Annotated in this window: 14 protein-coding genes; 8 read left to right on the forward strand and 6 right to left on the reverse strand. The window is 70.6% G+C overall.

The window, feature by feature from the left end:
* Window positions 1-31: 31 nt before the first annotated feature.
* Both LC438_RS13770 and LC438_RS13775 read left to right on the forward strand, forming a co-directional pair.
* On the forward strand, window positions 32-436 hold the full coding sequence (locus LC438_RS13770; protein ID WP_105677131.1) for a RidA family protein: 405 nt from the start codon (window positions 32-34) through the stop codon (window positions 434-436).
* A 109-nt stretch (window positions 437-545) separates the two neighbouring features.
* Entirely contained in the window at window positions 546-2,036 is a 1,491-nt protein-coding gene (locus tag LC438_RS13775) for a L,D-transpeptidase family protein (RefSeq protein WP_223586901.1), read from the forward strand.
* A gap of 251 nt (window positions 2,037-2,287) precedes the next feature.
* Here the strand turns inward: LC438_RS13775 and LC438_RS13780 are convergent, their stop codons facing one another.
* The gene (locus tag LC438_RS13780) at window positions 2,288-4,507 is read right to left on the reverse strand and encodes an NADP-dependent isocitrate dehydrogenase (protein ID WP_223586902.1); all 2,220 of its coding nucleotides are present in this window, start codon (window positions 4,505-4,507) and stop codon (window positions 2,288-2,290) included.
* 153 nt (window positions 4,508-4,660) lie between these two features.
* Between LC438_RS13780 and LC438_RS13785 the strand changes: the two genes are divergently transcribed.
* Window positions 4,661-5,119, forward strand: a complete 459-nt coding sequence (locus LC438_RS13785; protein ID WP_105677135.1) for a GNAT family N-acetyltransferase — start codon at window positions 4,661-4,663, stop codon at window positions 5,117-5,119.
* A 118-nt stretch (window positions 5,120-5,237) separates the two neighbouring features.
* On the opposite strand, the gene LC438_RS13790 is transcribed toward LC438_RS13785, so the two are convergent.
* A complete protein-coding gene (locus LC438_RS13790) occupies window positions 5,238-6,047 on the reverse strand; it encodes a hypothetical protein (RefSeq protein WP_223586903.1) in 810 nt (269 codons plus the stop codon).
* Between the two features lie 246 nt (window positions 6,048-6,293).
* Between LC438_RS13790 and LC438_RS13795 the strand changes: the two genes are divergently transcribed.
* Window positions 6,294-7,133, forward strand: a complete 840-nt coding sequence (locus tag LC438_RS13795) for an endonuclease domain-containing protein (RefSeq protein ID WP_223586904.1) — start codon at window positions 6,294-6,296, stop codon at window positions 7,131-7,133.
* 295 nt (window positions 7,134-7,428) lie between these two features.
* Here the strand turns inward: LC438_RS13795 and LC438_RS13800 are convergent, their stop codons facing one another.
* A complete protein-coding gene (locus tag LC438_RS13800; protein WP_223586905.1) occupies window positions 7,429-9,243 on the reverse strand; it encodes an ABC transporter ATP-binding protein in 1,815 nt (604 codons plus the stop codon).
* Window positions 9,240-11,174 carry an ABC transporter ATP-binding protein gene (locus LC438_RS13805; protein WP_223586906.1) on the reverse strand — a complete coding sequence of 645 codons (1,935 nt, stop codon included), beginning with the start codon at window positions 11,172-11,174 and terminating at the stop codon, window positions 9,240-9,242. The genes LC438_RS13800 and LC438_RS13805 overlap by 4 nt, the downstream gene beginning before the upstream one ends.
* 405 nt (window positions 11,175-11,579) lie before the next feature.
* Between LC438_RS13805 and LC438_RS13810 the strand changes: the two genes are divergently transcribed.
* Genes LC438_RS13810 through LC438_RS13825 form a run of 4 tightly spaced genes read left to right on the forward strand, consistent with a single transcriptional unit; the run spans window position 11,580 to window position 16,327 of the window.
* Entirely contained in the window at window positions 11,580-12,713 is a 1,134-nt protein-coding gene (locus tag LC438_RS13810) for a M20 family metallopeptidase (RefSeq protein ID WP_223586907.1), read from the forward strand.
* Window positions 12,710-13,576 (forward strand): GNAT family N-acetyltransferase, encoded by an 867-nt coding sequence (locus LC438_RS13815; RefSeq protein WP_223586908.1) that lies wholly within the window; start codon window positions 12,710-12,712, stop codon window positions 13,574-13,576. The genes LC438_RS13810 and LC438_RS13815 overlap by 4 nt, the downstream gene beginning before the upstream one ends.
* A complete protein-coding gene (menC, locus tag LC438_RS13820) occupies window positions 13,573-14,679 on the forward strand; it encodes an o-succinylbenzoate synthase (protein WP_223586909.1) in 1,107 nt (368 codons plus the stop codon). The genes LC438_RS13815 and menC overlap by 4 nt, the downstream gene beginning before the upstream one ends.
* A 43-nt stretch (window positions 14,680-14,722) precedes the next feature.
* A complete protein-coding gene (locus LC438_RS13825) occupies window positions 14,723-16,327 on the forward strand; it encodes a CdaR family transcriptional regulator (protein ID WP_105672792.1) in 1,605 nt (534 codons plus the stop codon).
* On the opposite strand, the gene LC438_RS13830 is transcribed toward LC438_RS13825, so the two are convergent.
* Window positions 16,311-18,350: a prolyl oligopeptidase family serine peptidase gene (locus tag LC438_RS13830; RefSeq protein WP_223586910.1), complete on the reverse strand. Its 2,040-nt coding sequence runs from the start codon at window positions 18,348-18,350 to the stop codon at window positions 16,311-16,313. The genes LC438_RS13825 and LC438_RS13830 overlap by 17 nt on opposite strands.
* On the reverse strand, window positions 18,347-19,546 hold the full coding sequence (locus tag LC438_RS13835) for an erythromycin esterase family protein (protein ID WP_223586911.1): 1,200 nt from the start codon (window positions 19,544-19,546) through the stop codon (window positions 18,347-18,349). The genes LC438_RS13830 and LC438_RS13835 overlap by 4 nt, the downstream gene beginning before the upstream one ends.
* Window positions 19,547-19,555: the final 9 nt, after the last annotated feature.

Below are 19,555 nucleotides of genomic sequence, written 5' to 3' on the forward strand. Positions count from 1 at the left end.
AGGCATCTAACAACGCTACTAGTCTTGAGCCATGACTGTGAAGACCCGCGTTTCCACCGACGCCGCCCCCGCTCCCGCTCACACGTTCTCCCAGGGTGTCCGCAAGGGCCCGATCGTCCAGGTCTCCGGGCAGGGTCCGGTCGATCCGGTGACCAACGAGTACCTCTTCCCCGGGGACGTCGCCGCGCAGACCACGCGCACCCTCGAGAACGTCAAGGCCATCGTCGAGGCGTCGGGAGCGACCTTCGACGACGTCGTGATGCTGCGCGTCTACCTCACCACGCGCGAGGACTTCCCGATCATGAACGAGGCCTACGGCGCCTTCGTCACGGCGCACACGACCAGCGGAGTGCTGCCGTCCCGCACGACCGTCTTCACCGGTCTTCCGCGCGAGGAGATGCTGGTCGAGATCGACGGACTCGCGGTCGTCGGCTGACCTCTGTGGGATCGCAGGAGACCTGGGGTTTTCCGTTGCCTCCTCGTTACCTGCGATCCCGTACAATTAGTGGACAAAAGAGCCACGTGAGAGCCGGGGGGTGAAGTTCGTGACCGATCTGATTTCAGCGCCGGACGCTGCGACAGGGAAGCTGGTGGATGCCACCGCGCCCAGCGAGGGTCCCGCGTCCGTCTCGCCCGCCGACGACGCGCCCACGCAGGCCCTGCCGCCCACCGATGGCGAGCAGCCTCTCGCCTGGGCTCCGATCGAACCTGCCCCGAAGAAGAAGCGCCTCGGACTCTGGATCGGCCTCGGCGTCGGCGTCCTCGCTCTCGGAGCCGGCGCGGCGTCCATGATCCTCATCGCCCCCGGCACCACCGTCGCCGGCGTGTCCGTCGGGTGGATGACGCCGGGAGCCGCCGCCGACGCGATCAGCGCCCACGTCGCCGAGACGAAGATCACGCTCACCGGGGCCGGCGACGACGCCGTGCTGACCGGCGCCGACCTCGGGGCGTCGATCGACGCCCGCGAGCTCGCCGACAAGGCCTTCTCGTCGAACCCCATGTGGAACGTCACCGCGTGGGGCGCCGCCCTTCCCGGCACGATCACCCTCGACCAGGCGAAGTCCGAGGCCGCACTGCGCGACGCCGTTCCGTCGAGCTTCGTCGACCCGGTCGATGCTGCCGTCGCCTTCGACCCCGCCACCGGCGCCTATGCGGTCACCCCGGCCGAGGCGGGCACGGCGATCGACGTCGACGACCTCGCCGCCGCGATCTCCGAGACCGTGTCCGATGGCGGCAAGAACCTGGAGTTCTCCGGCGACCCGACGCCCGCAATGGCGGCGGTCACCGACGAGAACGCCACGACGATCGCGACCTCGCTGAACACGCTGCTCGGCACCATCGGCTTCTACGTCGGCGATGAGCGCACCGTTCCCGTCGACGCCGCCACCGCAGCGAGCTGGCTCAAGGTCGTCGACACCGACGGGAAGCTCAGCATCGAGGCCGACCCCGCGCTGATCCAGGCGACCGTCGACACCCTGCCCGGTCTCGTCGACCGGGCGCCGGTGAACGCGGCGAACGTCACCAACTCGGCCGGCAAGGTGCTGCGCGCTGAGACCGCAGGAGTCAACGGACGCACGATCGGCGACACCTCCGACATCGCGTCGGACTTCGCGACTCAGCTCGAGAGCGGCGACGGCATCTACCCGCTCACGGTCACCGAGACGCCGTTCCAGTCCGTGAACCTGGTGCGCACCGCCGACGTGAACCTCAGGACCCAGACGGCGAGCTTCTACGAGAACGGCCAGCTGGTCAACTCCTGGAAGATCTCCTCGGGGGCCGCAGGGCACGAGACGCAGACCGGCAACTTCACGATCCGGGCGCACGTGCGCATCCAGGACATGAAGGGCGCCGACTACATCACCAAGGACGTCCCCTGGGTCACCTACTTCAACGGAGACCAGGCGTTCCACGGCACGTACTGGCACAACAACTTCGGACGGGTCATGAGCCACGGCTGCGTGAACATGCCCATCTCCGCCGCGAAGTGGGTGTACGACTGGGCGCCGGACGGCGTCGAGGTCTCGGTCCACTACTGAGCAGCTGAGAGAGCGCCCGTCGGTTCACCGGCGGGCGCTCTCTCGTATGTGCTCGCGCGACCTGAGGCGACGTCGACCGCTCGGGCACATCGACGGCGACCGACCCCCATGCATCCGAGATTCGGATGATCTGCCGTTTCTCGGAGGTTATCCCCCGGATCATCCGAAAAACGGCGCTGCGTCCTTTGGGCCCGCATCGACAAAGAAAGGGACCGGATGCTCTCGGCATCCGGTCCCTCTCGTCGTTCAGATCACGCCAGGGCGTCGACGATCCCGTTCAGCGTGGCCGACGGGCGCATGACGGCGGTCACGAGCGCGTCGTCCGGGCGGTAATAGCCGCCGATCTCGACCTTCTGACCCTGCACCGCGTTCAGCTCGGAGACGATCTTCTCCTCGTTCGCGGCGAGGTCCGCAGCGATCGGGGCGAAGGCCGCGGCGAGTTCGGCGTCCTTGGTCTGCGCCGCCAGCTCCTGTGCCCAGTACAGGCCGAGGTAGAAGTGACTGCCGCGGTTGTCGATCGTGCCCAGCGCGCGGCCGGGCGAGCGGTCCTCCTCGAGGAACGTGCCGGTCGCGGCATCCAGCGTCTCCGCGAGCACGCGCGCCTTCTCGTTGCCCGTGCGGTCGGCGAAGTGCTCGAGCGACGCCGCGAGCGCGAAGAACTCGCCGAGCGAGTCCCAGCGCAGGTAGTTCTCCTCGACGAGCTGCTGCACGTGCTTCGGCGCGGAGCCGCCCGCACCGGTCTCGAACAGACCGCCGCCCGCGAGCAGCGGGACGATGGAGAGCATCTTCGCCGACGTGCCGACCTCGAGGATCGGGAACAGGTCGGTGAGGTAGTCGCGCAGCACGTTGCCGGTCACCGAGATGGTGTCGAGGCCGTGACGCATGCGCGCGAGCGTGTAGCGCGTGGCCTCCTCGGGGGCGAGGATCGTGATCGTGAGGCCCTTGGTGTCGAGGGTCGCCAGACCCTGGTGCACCTTGGCGATGATCTGCGCATCGTGCGAGCGGTTGGCGTCGAGCCAGAACACGGCGGGAGCACCCGTGGCGCGGGCACGACCGACGGCGAGCTTCACCCAGTCCATGACGGGGATGTGCTTGGTCTGGGTCGCGCGCCAGATGTCGCCCTTGCCGACCTCGTGCTCGATGAGCACGGTGCCCTCGCTGTCGAGCACCTGCACGGTGCCGGCGGCGGCGATCTCGAAGGTCTTGTCGTGGCTGCCGTACTCCTCGGCCGCCTGCGCCATGAGCCCCACGTTCGGGACGGTGCCGATCGTGGCGGGGTCGAGCGGGCCGTTCGCGATCACGTCGTCGATCACGGCCTGGTAGACCCCGGCGTAGGAGGAGTCGGGGATGACGGCCAGAGTGTCGGCCTCTTCACCGGACTTGCCCCACAGCTTGCCGCCGTTGCGGACGAGCGCGGGCATCGAGGCGTCGACGATCACGTCGCTGGGGACGTGCAGGTTCGTGATGCCCTTGTCGGAGTTCACGTACGACAGACGCGGACCCGCGGCGATGGCCTTGTCGAACGCCGCGGCGATCTCGGCGCCGCCCGTGACGTTCGCGAGCCCGGCGAGGATCGAACCGAGTCCGTCGTTCGCGTTCAGGCCCGCGGCCGCCAGCTGCTCGCCGTACTGGTCGAACACGTCGGCGAAGAACGCCTTCACGACGTGGCCGAAGATGATCGGGTCGCTGACCTTCATCATGGTGGCCTTGAGGTGCACCGAGTACAGCACGTCGTCGGCCTTCGCCGTCTCGAGCGTCTCCGCGAGGAAGGCGTCGAGTGCGGATGCCGAGAGGAACGTCGCGTCGATGATCTCGCGCGGCAGGACCTTCAGCCCCTCCTTCAGCACCGTGACGGTGCCGTCAGCGGCCGTGTGGCGGAAGCTGAGCACGTCGTCGTGGGCGGCGACCCAGGAGCGCTCGTTGTGCTTGAAGTCGTCGTGGCCGAGCGTGGCGACGCGGGTCTTCGAGCCCTCGGCGAACGGCTTGTTGCGGTGCGGGTGCTTCTTGGCGTAGTTCTTCACCGCGAGCGGGGCGCGGCGGTCGCTGTTGCCCTCGCGCAGCACGGGGTTGACCGCAGAGCCCTTGATGCGGTCGTAGCGGGCGCGCACGTCCTTCTCCTCCAGCGAGCTCGGCTCGTCGGGGAAGTCGGGGATGTCGTAGCCCGCGGCCTGCAGTTCGGCGATGGTGCCCTTGAGCTGCGGGATGGATGCCGAGATGTTCGGCAGCTTGATGATGTTCGCCTCGGGCAGGGTCGCGAGGCCGCCGAGCTCTGCGAGAGCGTCTCCCACCTGCTGCTCGGGAGCGAGCTTCTGGGGGAAGGCGGCGAGGATGCGACCGGAGAGCGAGATGTCACGGGTCTCGACCTCGATTCCCGCCTGGCCGGTGAAGGCCTTGATGATCGGGAGGAGGGAAGCCGTGGCGAGTGCCGGAGCCTCGTCTGTGTGCGTGTAGATGATGGCGTCGTCGGTCACCGGGAGGTTCTCCGTTCACGGGGTGATTTGTCTCGATACCAAGATACCTGAGCGACCCTGCGCCCGCTGTCCGCCGGGTCCGGCATCCATCCGCCGTTGGGAAATGTGTCCCGGCTGCGTGTGCGTGCGCCCGCGAGGGGTTAGCCTGGGATCATGTCCGAACTGCGCATGGTCGAACTCTCCGCCGCGACGATCGTCGCCGTGAACAACCTGTCGCTCAAGCCCGGACAGGAGCAGTTCCTCGCCCCCGTCTCGTACGGGATCGCGGCGACGGTGATGAACCCGCAGACCTCCTGGCAGCGCGTGGTTCTCGACGGCGATACCGTCGTCGGCTTCGTCAGTGCCAACTTCGACCCCGAGGCCCCCGAGGAGCACTTCCGCTCCGTGCTGTGGCGCATCAACGTCGACGCAGAGGGCCAGGGCAAGGGCGTCGGCCGCTTCGCGGTCGAGAAGCTCATCGAAGAGGCACGCGCGCGCGGATTCGACCACGTCAACGTGATCTACGAGGCCGGCGACGGCGGACCCGAGGCGTTCTTCCTTCGTGTCGGCTTCACTCCGGTCGGTGAGACCGCCTACGCCGAGGTCGTCGGCGAGATCCGGATCACCTCCTAGACCGGCGGCGGGGTCTCGAATCCCCTCCCCCATCGAGACTCCGTCGCCCTAGACCGGCGGTGACGCATCGTCCGTGCGTCATCCTGCGCGCGGTGCTCGGACGGCAGGCCGGACCGGCTCAGCGGTCGTCGCGTCGACCGCGCGTCGTCCACGCGGCGATGACGGATGCCGCCGCCCCCGCCGCGCGATCGATCGCATCGGCGGAACGCGCGAGCACGTCCTGCGCTGCGTCCTGCCAGGCTGCGGCGGTCGGCGACTCCCCCGCGAGGACGTGAGCTCTGTGCTCTGCAGCCTCGAAGGCGCGCTCGAGATCAGAGACCGCCTGGCGGTAGGCCGAGAAGTCGGCCGGCGTCGCGCGATGCTCGACCGCACGACGCAGCTCGTTCGCCCGGCCGGCCGCGCGCAGGTAGGCCGCTGTCGACGGCTGCTTGACGTCGGTCATCGCGGGGTAGGTGATCTGCAGGGCGGGGTCGGTCTCGTAGCGCATCCAGCGGGCGACGATCGCGTCGTGCTCCGCGCGCAGGATCTCCAGCGGACGAGGAGCGGATGCCGCAGGAACCGCCGCCTTCGCAGCGCTGAGCCGCACCCTGCTCGCCTTGGCATCGGCGTGGGCCGCCTTGAGGTCGCGCTCCCGCTCCCGCAGGATCCGCCGAGCGCCCGCGAGCTGGTCGGCGCTCGCGCGCTGGGCGCTCCGCTCGGCGGCGATGCGGGCGTGATCGGCACGAGCGAGCTTCAGAGCCGTCCGTCGATCGGTCACGGTCCGCTGGGCCGTCGTCAGGTCATGACGGGCGGCATCCACGGCGAGACGGCGTCCGGATCTCCGCGTGCGGCGACGCATCCCGATCGTCCCGACCGCGGCGACGGCCCCCGCGCCGAGGGCTGACGGCGCGATCCACCACCACTCCGCCACGAACAGGAAGGGGTCCATGACTCGATCGTACCCAGCGACTCGCGCGCAGGTCCTGTGCGGCCTCGACGTGCGCCCGGCCCCACCACGATTTTCGGACGGATGCCGGTTTCTCGGCCTATCCCGAGAGAATCATCCTCGAAACGGGCATCCGTCCGAAAACACGGCGGCGCGACCTCTCGTTCACACTTCGGCGCAACGCCGGATCTCTCCACAATCACCCATCGGCGCCCCGCCGCAGCGTCGGACGTCGCCAGAGTGATCCCCATGGATCTGATCACCTGGCTGCGGCAGCGCGATGGCATCGCCCACCGCGCGGACGCCCTGGATGCCGGCTTCACCGTGTCACGCATCCGCGCCGCCATCCGAGCGGACGCCGTGCGTCGCATCCGGGCACGATGGATCGCTCTGCACGATGCCCCGTCCGACCTCGTGCACGCCGCCGAGGCGGGAGGGCAGCTCACGTGCATGTCGCTCGCGCGGCGCCGAGGCTGGTGGGTGCCGCCCGGAGCGGCGGAGCAGGTGCACGTGCACCTTCGTCCGAACGCCGCAACGCCCGGCATCCCGGTCGTCGCGCACTGGTCCGCGTCGCTCGGTCCTTCCCGCCCGCGCCGGGTGCTCGCACGCACGGAGGACGCGCTCGCCCATGCTGCCCGGTGCTTCCCGCTCGATCAGGCGGTTGCGATCTGGGAGAGCGCAGCCCGAGTCGAGCGCGTCTCGATCGACTCGCTGCGCCAGGTCCGATGGCGGGATGCCGTGGCTAGGCGCTGCGCCGCCCACCTGCGCCCCGGAACGGACTCCTCGCTCGAGACCATCTTCCACGTGCGCCTCAGCGCCTGGGGCGTGCGGCTGCGCATGCAGGTGCGGCTCGCCGGCCACACCGTCGACTTCGTCATCGGCACACACCTGATCGTGCAGGTCGACGGATGGAGCTTCCACTCCTCTTCAGCCGATCGCACGCGCGACATCGCCCACGACGCCGCACTGCGGATGCGCGGGTACACCGTGCTCCGCTTCTCCTACGAGCAGGTGATCAATCGCTGGTGGGAGGTCGAGGCGCTGATCGCCGAGGCCATCGCGCGCGGGCTCCACCTGGGCCCCTCCTGACGCCTCTCCAGCCCCCGATCGCCTCTCCCCGGACTTCCTCCCCAGCCCCTCGGCCCCGGTCGCCACTCCGCCTGACGCCTCTCCAGCCCCGCCCCCTCGGCGAACGTATTTCGGACGGATGCTCGTTTTTCGGACGATCCGAAGTGGATCATCCGAAAAAAGAGCATCCGTCCGAAATACGCGGCGCATCCGTCCGAAATACGGGGGCGGCCCGTCCGAAACACGGGACGCATCCGTCACCGACACGCGGGCGGCCCGTCCGAGGGTCGGATGCCGCGCCGGGCGCCGACGACGATCAGACGAGCGTCTCCTGCCAGGCCGCATGCAGCTGGGCGAACTTGCCCGTGCCGCCGATCAGCGTCGCGGGGGTGTCGTCCTCGATGATGCGGCCGTGCTCCATCACGAGCACGCGGTCGGCGATCGCCACGGTCGACAGACGGTGGGCGATGATGATCGCGGTGCGGTCCTTGAGCAGCGTCTGCAGAGCATCCTGGATGAGGCGCTCCGACGGGATGTCCAGCGACGCCGTCGCTTCGTCGAGGATCAGCACCGCGGGGTCCGCGAGGAACGCCCTGGCGAACGAGATCAGCTGACGCTGCCCCGCCGAGACCCGACCGCCGCGCTTGTTCACGTCGGTGCCGTAGCCGTCGGGGAGGGACGAGATGAACTCGTCGGCCCCCACCGCCCGCGCGGCCGCGCGGATCTCGTCGAGCGTCGCATCGGGCTTGCCGAGCGCGATGTTGTCGGCGACCGTCCCGCTGAACAGGTAGGCCTCCTGCGTCACCATCACGATGGCGCGGCGCAGGTCCTTGGGGTGAAGCTTGCGCAGGTCGACACCGTCGAGCGTCACGCGCCCCTTCGAAGGGTCGTAGAAGCGCGAGATGAGCTTCGCCAGCGTGGACTTGCCCGCACCGGTGGTCCCGACGAGCGCGATCGTCTGCCCGGCGGGGATGTCGAGCGAGAAGTTCGGCAGGATCGTCTTCTCGCCGTTGTAGCCGAAGGTGACCTCGTCGAACTCGATGTGACCGCGGGACTCCCACAGGTCGACCGGCTTCTCGGGATCGGGCACGCTCGGCACCTCTTCGAGAACGCCCGACACCTTCTCCAGCGCCGCTGTGGCGGACTGGTAGGAGTTCAGGAACATCGCGATCTCCTGCATGGGCGCGAAGAAGTTGCGCACGTACAGCACGGCCGAGAGCAGCACACCCACGCTCAGCGCGCCGTCGGAGACGCGGATGCCGCCCCACAGCACGACGAGTCCGAGCGTGAGAGCGGCCACGCCCATCAGACCGGGCTCGAACGTGCCGAACAGCAGCATCGAGCGACGGTTCACGTCGCGGTAGTCACCGGCCACCTTCTGGAAGGCGGCGTCGTTGCGCGGCTCCTTGCGGAACGCCTTGACGGCGCGGATGCCGGTCATCGTCTCGACGAACTGCACGATCACCTTGGCGCTGATCACACGGGACTCGCGGTACACGAGCTGCGAGCGGGTGTAGAACCAGCGCATCAGGAAGAACAGCGGGATGCCGGCGAGCGCGAGGATCACGCCCGACTGCCAGTCCCACACGCACAGGGCGATGAAGGTGAAGACGCCGAAGAGCACGCCGGAGACGAGCTCGTTCAGCCCGCCGTCGAGCAGCTCCTTGATCGAGTCGAGGTCGCTGGTCTGGCGCGAGATGATGCGACCGGACGTGTACGACTCGTGGAACTCGAGGCTCAGCCGCTGCGTGTGCAGGAAGATCCGCTTGCGCAGGTCGAGCAGCACCGCCTGGGTGATCCGCGCCGCGATCATCACGTACCACGCGATGAGGACGGCGGCGAAGAGCCCGGCGAACAGATAGGCGAGACCGACCATGAAGGTCGGCATCCAGTCGGCGTGGTCGAGCACGGCGGGCAGCGCCCTGTCGAGGCCGATGCTGATGAGGATCGGCCCCGCCACCTGCAGCGCGGTCGAGACGACCAGCACGGCGGCGGCGAGCACGATCTGCGGGCGCAGCGGCACGACGAGCGAGCCGAGCAGCCGCAGCGAACGACGGCGGATGGCCTGGCTCTCCTCTCGCGTGTAGCGGGAGCGGTCCTCATCCTGGGTTCCGGTGATCGCGGAGCTCATGCCTGCACCTCCTTCTCGCTGATCAGGTCTTCGTCGGCGGCGGCATCCTCTCGGATCCCCTCCTGCACGACCTCGTCGATCTCGTCTGCCGTGTCGCGGATGACGGGGATCGTCCCGGTCCGCGCCGCCTCCTCGGCCTCCAGGCTGGAGATGACGTGGCGGTAGTGGCGGCTCGACTTCAGCAGCTCGGCATGGGTGCCGACGGCCGTGATGCGGCCGGCTTCCAGCAGGGCGACCCGATCGGCGAGCGCGACCGTCGACGGACGGTGCGCGACGATCATCGCGGTCGTGTCGGCGAGCACGTGGCGCAGCGCCTCCTCGACGAGAGCCTCGGTGTCGACGTCGAGAGCCGAGAGCGGGTCGTCGAGGACGAGCACCTTCGGCTTCGCCGCGACGGCGCGGGCGAGGGCGAGACGCTGGCGCTGGCCACCGGAGAGGCTCAGCCCCTCCTCGCCGATGATGGTCTCGACGCCCTCGGGCAGCGCATCGACGAAGGCCGCCTGCGCCACGTCGAGCGCCTCCCGGAGCACCCGTTCGGCCTCCTCGCTGTGCACGTCGAGGTCGGCGCGACCGAGCAGCACGTTCTCCCGGACGGATGCCGAGAACAGCGTCGCGTCCTCGAAGGCCATCGCGATGTGCTGGCGCAGCTCGGCGAGCGTGAGGTCGCGCACGTCGACGCCGTCGAGCGTCACGCGGCCTCCGGTCACATCGTAGAGCCGCGCAGGCAGAGTGGTGAGCGTGGTCTTGCCGCTGCCCGTGAGCCCGACGAGGGCCATGGTCTCGCCGGGGCGCAGCACGAGGTCGATGCCGTCGAGCAGGTCGCGCTCCGAGGCCCCCGCATCCTGGTACCGGAAGTGGGCCGCCTCGAAGGCGAGCTCGCCGCGCGGCTTCTCGATGCTCACCGGGTTCTCCGGATCGGTGATCGAGTTCGTCTCGGAGTAGATGTCGAACACGCGGTCGGTCGCCGTCCTGGCGTCGAGCATGAACGAGAACAGGAAGCCGATCGACTCGATCGGCCAGCGCAGCACCACGGCCATCGCAAAGAACGCGAAGAGCTCAGGCACCTCGATGGCGCCCTGCGAGATCAGCCAGATGCCCGACATCAGGCTGAGGCCGAACGCGATCTGCGGCATGAGGTCGAGCCAGAACCAGATCGACGCGATCGCGCCGGCCTTGCTCATCTCGGTCTCGCGGAGCGTCTCGGCCTGACGGCTGAAGCGGCTCAGCGCGTGCTTTCCCCGACCGAAGGCCTTGAGCACGCGGATGCCGTGCACGCTCTCCTCGACGCTGGTGGCGAGGTCTCCCGCCTGATCCTGGCTGCGGCGGGTGAGCGCGCCGTAGCGCTTCTCGAACAGGTAGCCGCGGATCCAGAGCGGGACGGCCGTGACGAGGAAGATCGTGCCGAGCAGCCAGTGCCAGCGGAACAGCAGCACCGAGCCGATGATGATCGTGAGGACGTTGACGACGAGCAGCACGAGTCCGAACGCGAGCCAGCGGCGGATGAGGCCGATGTCCTGCATCATGCGGCTGAGCAGCTGTCCCGACTGCCAACGGTCGTGGAACGCCACCGGCAGCGTCTGCAGGCGCGAGTAGAGCTCGGTGCGCATCTTGTACTCGACCTCGGTGGCGGGGTTGAGCACGAACTGGCGACGCAGCCACACCATCACGGCCTCGCCGACGGCGAGACCGAACACGGCGAGCGCGCCCCAGCCGATGGCGCCGAGGTCGCCGGACTGCACCGGACCGCGGATGATCTGCTCGAGGACGATGGGGATCATCAGGGCGATGATCGCGGCGGCGAGCGCGCTCGCGGCACCGCCGGCGAGTCGCCAGATGACCGGCTTGACGAAGGGCTTGAGACGCCACAGCGCCGCCGGCGTGGACAGGGAGGACGAGTGCGAGATGTTCTGCGATGAAGACGAGGAAGACATGTCTCTCAGACGAGTTTCGTATGGAAAGCGGTTGCTGAACGGGGCGGGCGCGTGAGACGGACTCTGAGAGTCCGGGCGTCCGATGCGGAGAGGCGGGTGGCTCTAGATGAAGAGCGGGCGCGCCGGGGTCGAGCCGAGAGCTGCGATCCGCGCGGTGGCGATCGTGGTCATGGTGTCCTCCTCAGGGGCTCGGTGGCGTCGGCCGGTCGGCGCGAAGCCCTCCAGCCTATTCCTGTGAACAAGCTGAGCACAAGAGGAATTCCGAACTCTTCGAAAAGAACCTTTCGTCCATCGAGCCCGACCAACGGAGGCCGTCGCGTTCGGTCGTTCCGACAGCCAGCTCACGCCGGCAGCGTCGCAGGATGGATCCGCAGGGAACCGGCATGCCACAGCAAGGGAGCAGCGATGCCAGAACGCACCGCCGCCATGATCGCGGACATCCAGCACCTGGTGCGGTGCGAGTCCCCGTCCGACGATCTCGTCGCGGTCTCCCGGAGCGCGGATGCCGTCGCCGCCCTGGGCGCGAGGCTTCTCGGCGCCGATCCGGAGCGCATCGTGCTCGACGGCTGCACGCACCTGCGGTGGCGCTTCGGCGAGGGCGCGAAGGTTCTTCTGCTCGGCCATCACGACACCGTCTGGCCGCTCTCCACGATCGTCACCCACCCCGCCGACGTCGAGGACGGCGTGCTCCGCGGCCCCGGCTCCTTCGACATGAAGGCGGGCCTGGTGATCGCGTTCCATGCGCTCGCCGCCCTCGACGACCTCGACGGCGTGACCCTGCTGATCACCGGCGACGAGGAACCGGGCTCGCACACCTCGCGCTCTCTCATCGAGGAGGAGGCCGCCCGGTGCGCTGCGGTCCTCGTGCTCGAAGCCGCCGGCCCCGGCGGCGCGCTCAAGACCGAGCGCAAGGGCGTCTCCCGCTACGAGGTGCACGTCACGGGGCGCGCGGCCCACGCCGGCCTCGAGCCAGAGCAGGGCGTCAACGCGACGATCGAGCTCTCGCACCAGATCCAGGCCGTCGCCGATCTCGCGGCGCCCGACCTCGGCACCACCGTCACCCCCACGCGCATGCGCGGCGGCACGACCTCGAACACCGTCCCCGCGCACGCGTCGTTCATGGTCGACGTCCGCGCCCGCTCCGCGCGCGAGCAGCAGCGCACCCACGAGGCGATGCTCGCGCTCGCACCCCGCATCCACGGCGCCGTCATCACGGTCGAGGGCGGCATCAACCGTCCTCCCCTGCAGGCCGACGCCTCCGCGGCGCTCTTCGACCGCGCCCGCGGGCTCGCCGAGCGCCTCGGCATCCGCCCCCTGGAGTCGATCGCGGTCGGCGGGGCATCCGACGGCAACTTCACGGCGGGCGTCGGCACTCCGACCCTCGACGGGCTCGGCGCTGTCGGCGGCGGCGCGCACGCCGACGACGAGCACGTGATCGTGGCCGAGCTGCCCGACCGCACCCGCCTGCTGACGGCGCTGGTCGCCGACCTGCTGCAGGACGAGCACGCCGTCCGTGCTCCTGAGACGGCCCGGCGATGACGATCTCGGAGCGGGCGGACGCCGACGCCCTCGCCGCGGAGCACGCATCGGGTCTGCGCATCCGCCTCATCGACGACATCGACGAGCACGCGGCGGTGCGCGCCCTGATCGAGCAGGTCTGGCGCACCGGAGAGCGCAACCCGCCGGTGACCGCCGACATGCTCAGCGCGATGCGCGCGGCGGGCGGCTACGTCAGCGGCGCCTTCGACGAGCACGGTCTCGCCGCCGCATGCCTCGGCTTCTTCGCACCGCCCGCCGAGCGGCGCCTGCACAGCCACATCGCCGGAGCGCTGCCCCGCACCCGCGGCTCCGGCATCGGCTTCGCGCTCAAGCTTCACCAGCGGGCGTGGGCGCTGCACCACGGTGCCGAGACGATCACCTGGACCTTCGACCCGCTGATCCGCCGCAACGCCTACTTCAACCTCGGCAAGCTCGGCGCCGGCGTCGGCGCCTACCTCCCCGACCTGTACGGCACGATGGACGACGCGATCAACCGCGACGACATCACCGACCGCGTGATGGCGAGGTGGTCGCTGACGGCTCCGGCATCCGTCGCCGCGGCGGGCGGGCACCCGCGTCTGTCGAGCATCGCGGACGAGACCGATGCCGCGATCGGCCTCAGCGCCGACGGCGACGAGCGCCCCGTCGACGGGCGCACGGACGCCGCGACCGTGCTCATCGCCGTGCCCGCCGACATGGAGGCGATGCGCGAGCAGGACCCGCGGAGGGCGGCCGACTGGCGCCTGGCGATCAGACGCACCCTCGGCGCCCTCATCGCGGAGGGAGCGACCGTGCGCGGATTCGATCGCGCCGGCTGGTACATCGTCGACCGCGAGCCGGTCGACAGAACGGAGATCTCATGAAGCTCGAAGGCGTGGAGATCCTCCACATCGCGATGCCGCTGGTGGGTGCCTTCCGCACCTCGTTCGGCACCGAGGCCGTGCGCGAGACCCTGCTGCTGCGCGCGGTCACCGACGAGGCCGAGGGGTGGGGCGAGAGCGGGGCCAGCGAGGCGCCGCTCTACTCCGGCGAGCACACGCACGGCGTCGCGGATGTGCTCGCACGGCACCTCATCCCTGCTCTCGCCGCAGCGCCCGACCTCGACGCGCACAGCGTCGCCCCTGCGCTCTCGGCCTTCAAGGAGAACCGCCTCGCGAAGGCGGCGCTGGAGACCGCGATCCTGGACGCGGACCTGAAGGCCCGCGGCATCCCCTTGTCCTACGCGCTCGGCGCGGTGCGGCGCTCCGTCGCCTCCGGGGTCTCCGTGGGCATCGCCGACTCGATCCCCGACCTCCTCGACACCGTCGACGGGTACCTCGCCGACGGCTACCTGCGCATCAAGCTGAAGATCGAGCCGGGGTGGGACGTGGAGCCGGTGCGCGCGGTGCGCGAGCGGTTCGGCGACATCGTGCTGCAGGTCGACGCGAACGCGAGCTACGAGCGCAGCGACATCGACGACCTCCTCGCCCTCGACGACTTCGACCTCTCGCTGGTCGAGCAGCCGCTGCCGGCCGACGACCTGCTCGGCCACGCGATGCTGGGGCGCCGTCTCGCGACGCCCATCTGCCTCGACGAGTCCATCGTGTCGGCCAGAGCCGCGGCGACCGCGATCGAACTGGGCGCCTGCCGCATCGTCAACATCAAGGCCGGGCGCGTGGGCGGCTATCTGGAGGCCCGACGCATCCACGACGTCTGCGCTGCGCACGGGGTGCCCGTGTGGTGCGGAGGGATGCTGGAGACCGGCGTCGGCCGGGCCGCCAACGTCGCCCTCGCCGCCCTCCCCGGCTTCACGCTCCCCGGCGACACGTCTGCCTCCGAGCGCTACTTCGCCGAGGACATCACGGAGCCGTTCCGACTCGTGGACGGGCACCTCGCGGTGCCCACCGGCCCGGGAATCGGCGTGTCCCCCGACCCCGACGCGCTCGCCCGCTTCACGGTGTCGCGGCAGTGGGTCCCGGTCCGATGAACGCCCGGTGCGCGGTGCTAGCCTCACAAGAATGCGAGCCGCGATGAACCACCGGCCCCAGGCGAGCCTCGTGCACGTCATGGAGGAGCTCGGCGGCACCCTGCTCGAGGTGGTCGCCGGAGAGGTCAGCGCCGACCGCACGATCGAGGCGGTGGCGATCCACGACCCCCGCGACGAGCCGGAGGCCCCGCGCAACGCGATCGTGCTCGGCGTCGGCCTCGAGCAGAGCGACGACGTCGTGCAGGTGCTCACGCGGCTCGGGCTCAGCGGGGCGGCCGGTCTCGTCGTGCGCGCGCCCTTCGCCGCCGACGACGAGCTCCGTGCCGCGGCGCACCGTGCGGGTGTCGTGCTCTTCTCGCTCTCCCCCGGCACCACCTGGGCTCACCTGGCCGGCCTGTTCCGCGCCCTGATGACCCCCGGGGGCCCAGACGACGCGCGCCCCGTGACGTTCGGCGGCATCCTCGCGGGCGACCTCTTCGCGATGGCCAACGCGATCGCAGCCCTGCTCGAGGCGCCCGTGACGATCGAGGACCGCAACTCCCAGCTGCTGGCGTTCTCGCACGCGCAGGAGAGCGCGGCACCCCGCGGCAGGCAGCTCCCCCCGCACTACACCCGCCTGCTGGAGGAGACCGGCGTCTTCCAGGAGATCAGCCGCAGCGACGACCCCGTGGAGGTGGCGCCGTCGAGCGAGACAGCAGACAGCCGCCGCACCGTCATGGCCGTGCGCGCCGGCGACGAGGTGCTCGGGACGATCTGGGTCGCCTCTCCCACGCCTCTCAGCGAGGAGCATGTGCGCGTGCTCCGCGACTCGGCGAAGCTCGTCGCGATGCACATGGTCTGGCAGCGCACGGATGCCGACGTGGAGCGGCGCCTGCGGGCCGATCAGCTGCGCAGCGTGCTCGACGGCGGCCCGACCGCCGCGGAAGCCGCCCGCCGGCTCGGCCTCCGCGAGGAGCCCGCGGTCGTGCTCGCCCTCTCGCTGCACGCGCCGGCGACCGATCAGCTGCCCCACGCCGCCCTCGCCGCGGAGCGCAAGCGCGTCGCCGACGCCTTCTCCGTGCATCTGCTGTTCGCGCATCCCCGTTCGACGGTCGGGCTCATCGGCGAGGTCGCCTACGGCGTGCTGCCGGTGACCGCGACGACGACGGATGCCGAGGAGAGCGCCGTGCGCCTCGCGAACGAGTTCCTCACCAGGGTGCGCTCCTCGCAGCAGCCGTTCATCGGCATCGGCAGCGTGGTACAGGAGACCGCGCAGCTCCCCCGCTCCCGCTCCAGCGCCGATCGCGCCCTCCGCGTGCTGCGGGCCGGGGTCGCCGAGCGGCAGGTCGCCCGTCTGGAGGACGTGCACGCCGAATCGCTGCTCCTGGAGCTCGCCGGCTCGTCCCGGGATGTGCCGTCCGGTCCGCTCGCGCGCCTCATGGCCTACGACGATTCGCACCAGGCGAGCCTCGTCGACACGCTGCGCGCGTGGCTCGATGCGATGGGCGACGTGACGCTGGCGTCCGCCGCGATGTTCGTGCACCAGAACACGTTCCGCTACCGGCTGCGCCGCGTCGCCGAGGTCGGACGGCTCGATCTCGACGATCCGAACGCGCGCTTCGCCGTGCAGCTGCAGCTGCGCCTGCTGGCGATCACGACCGAGCGCTGAGTCCGAGCGCGCCCATCAGGCACGCGAGCCACTCGGCATCCTGCGCCCGCAGCACCTCGGGGCTCGTGCCCGCGCCGTGACCTGCGTTCTCGAAGACGTGCAGCAGGACGGGCTCGTCGCCGCGCTGCGCGGCCTGCATCCTCGCGACGAACTTGCGCGCCTGCGCCGGAGGACACCGCGGATCGGTGGCCCCCGCCTGCACGTAGACGAGCGGGTACTCCGCCTCGACCACGCGCTCGTACGGAGACGACCGGCGCAGCCGCTCGACGTCGACGGGATCGTCGGGGTCGCCCCACGCCTTGCGGATCACGAACTCGAGGTAGGGGATGCGGATGCCGCCGATGAGATCGAGCAGCGGCGACCGCGGCAGCACGGCGCGCCACAGCTGCGGAGCGGTCGTCACGGCGACGCCGCACATCAGCCCGCCGTCGGATCCGCCCGTCAGCGCCAGCATCCGCGGTGCGCTGATCCCTCTGGCGATCAGGTCGTCGGCGACGGCGCGCAGATCGCCGTCGCGCACGCCTCTCCGCTCCCGGTCGGCGCCGCGGAACCAGTCGCGGCCGAACTCGCCGCCGCCACGGAGGTACGCCTGGATCAACGTGCCCCCCGCTGCGACGAACGCCGCGAGGTCGAGCTGGTACTTCGGCAGGGTGGGGATGCCCGCGGCGCCGTATGCGGAGATCAGCGCGGGGGCCGGTGCTGTCGCCGCGCCGGCCGGACGCACCACGTGGTACGGGATCGGCGTGCCGTCGGGGGCCGTCGCACAGAGGTACTCGACCTCGGCGTCGACGGCGACCAGCGGGGCGAGGAGCTGGTCGATCCCGGCGGCCCCGGGGCGGTGCCGGTACGCGCCCCACGACGCCGTGAGGGTCGAGAACGTGAAGAGGAACTCGCCGCTGCCGTCGTCGGGGTCGAGACCGGTGAGCGGGAAGAACGCACCCCCCAGAGCGCCGTCTACCGGGAGCGGCACGGCGCCCGCGTCGGAGCCGTCGGCGCGCAGCACGCGCACGCGCGCGGCCGTGTCGGCGAAGCCGCTGAGGTACAGATGCCCTCCCACCGGGGTCAAGGAGCGCAGCACCGTGTCTCCCTCGGGGACGAGCACGCGCCAGGTCGTCGGGTCCTCGGGCACCGGTGCATCGAGCGGAATCGCGACGACCCGGCCGCGCGCCGCACCGTGATCCGTGACGGCGATGTACTCGTCGCCGACGATGTGCCCGGCGATCGTGTCGGCGCAGTCGTGGATGAAGGCCCGCCACGGCGTGCCCGCGTGCAGGTCCCTCACGGCGACCGGGATCGGCGTTCCCACGCGATGGCTCGCGACCGCCCAGCGTCCGTCGGCGGAGAACTGGATGCGGGTGTACTCCCGCGAGCCGTCGGGAACGGGGATCTCCTCGACGGAGGATGCCCCTCTCTCGCCGAGCGCGCGACGGTACACGACCTGACGGAAGCCCTCGGCGGTCCCGGCGAGCGCGAGGAAGAAGAACCCCGAGCCGTCGGGCAGCCAGGAGACCCCGCCGGCCCACGAGCTGTGCAGCACCTCGGGCGGAGCGTCAGCGCGCAGCGCTCCGGTGGCGACGTCGACGAGACGGATCGTGTTGTGCTCGCTGCCGTCGGTGCACACGCCGAGGGCGATCACCTCCCCATCGGGCGACGGCGCGAACCACGAGAGCACGGCGGGGCGCCCGGGCTCGTCGAACAGCGCGAGCGAGACCAGCGCCCTGCCGGCGCCGTACGGCTCGTCGCTCACGACGACCGCCCCGCTCTCCACCCGGAACCATCGACCTCCGCCGTGCCGCGGAAGCTCCGGACGGGAGCCGAGCTCGTGCCTCTCGATCAGCGCCAGCGCGGCGTCCGTCCGTCCACCGGCGTCGATCGTCGCGATCGCGAGCTCGGCCTGCGCGCGCTGCCAGTCGTGCACCTCCGCGCTGTCCGCCTCGAGCCATCGGTAGGGATCAGGGATCTGGACGCCCGCGACCTCCTCGACGACGTCGTCCGTGCGCGTCGGCGGATAGATCCGGCTCATGCCTCCGACCGCCCTGGAGCATCGAACTCCGCGCGCAGACGCTCGAAGGCGCCGGGGGTCGGGCGGACCCGGTGCAGGTGCAGCAGGGCGTCGAAGCTCGCGGGGAAGTCGTCGACCCGCTCCAGGCTCCCGCTCGCCAGCATCCCCTCGACGCCGTCGAGGAGGGCCGCGTCGGCGCGAGAGAGATCCACGAGCACGGCATCCGCTCCGATCGCGTCCAGCCGCTCCTCGATCGATCCGGGCACGGTGCCGCGCTGACCGAGCGAGACGTCGCAGTCGAAGGGCCGCGGCGAGCGCTGAGTGAAGGTCACCACGGGGCCGGCGCCGTACGTCATGCCGATGACGCGGATGTCCGCCCCGAGTACGGCCGAGAGGAGGGCGCCCATCATGGGCCTCCCGTCGAGCGGGGTGCGGCGGACGTGGCCGTTGTGCGCGTAGACGAGGATCCTCTCCTCGCGCGCGGCGATCCACTCGACCGTCTCGGCCATGAACGTCTCGCGGGGGTAGGGGCCCGCGTCGTCATCCCCGTCGAGCTCCGCGAGATACGCGTCGATCGACGCGGCGCAGCGCAGCGCGATCTCGTCGCCGTCCTCACGGACCCGGGCGATCAGTGCGCGCAGGGACTCCGCGAACTCCGTGCGCTGCCCGTCCGACATCGAGGCGTAGGCGATGGCGGCCTCCGTGCGGCCGCCGAGGTCGGCGAGGCGCTGCAGCTCCTCGTCGCCGTCGCGCGCCGGGATCCGGGCGAGGCATGCGCGCACGGCCGGCCCCGGCGAGGTGGAGGAGCCGGGAAGGTCCATTCCGTAGAAGCGGATGCCGCCGCCTGCGGCGTTCCAGTCCCGCATCCACTCCAGCTGCCGCCAGAGCGACTCCGACTCCCCGAAGCGGTAGGTGATGCCCTCCCTGGCGATGTCCTGCACGGCGCCGGGGCCGCCGCGGATCCACTCGTCCACGAGCAGCCCCTCGGCGAAGCCCGACTCCATCACGAACGCCGTGACGCCGTGATCGCGCACGAGGGTGCGCAGGAAGGCGTCGCCGTAGGCCGTGAACTCGACGATGCTGTGGGCGCCCTCGCCGAGCGCGACCACCCTGGACGCACCGATGAGCGCGCCGATCGCGGCGGAGCCCGGGAGCTCCGGATGCGCGAGGTCGATCTCGGGGATCGGCTGCGCGTACGCGGCGGTCTGCGCGCTCATCGGCGGGTC

The sequence above is a fragment of the Microbacterium sp. OVT16B genome (genome assembly GCF_019969705.1).
Taxonomy (GTDB): domain Bacteria; phylum Actinomycetota; class Actinomycetes; order Actinomycetales; family Microbacteriaceae; genus Microbacterium; species Microbacterium natoriense.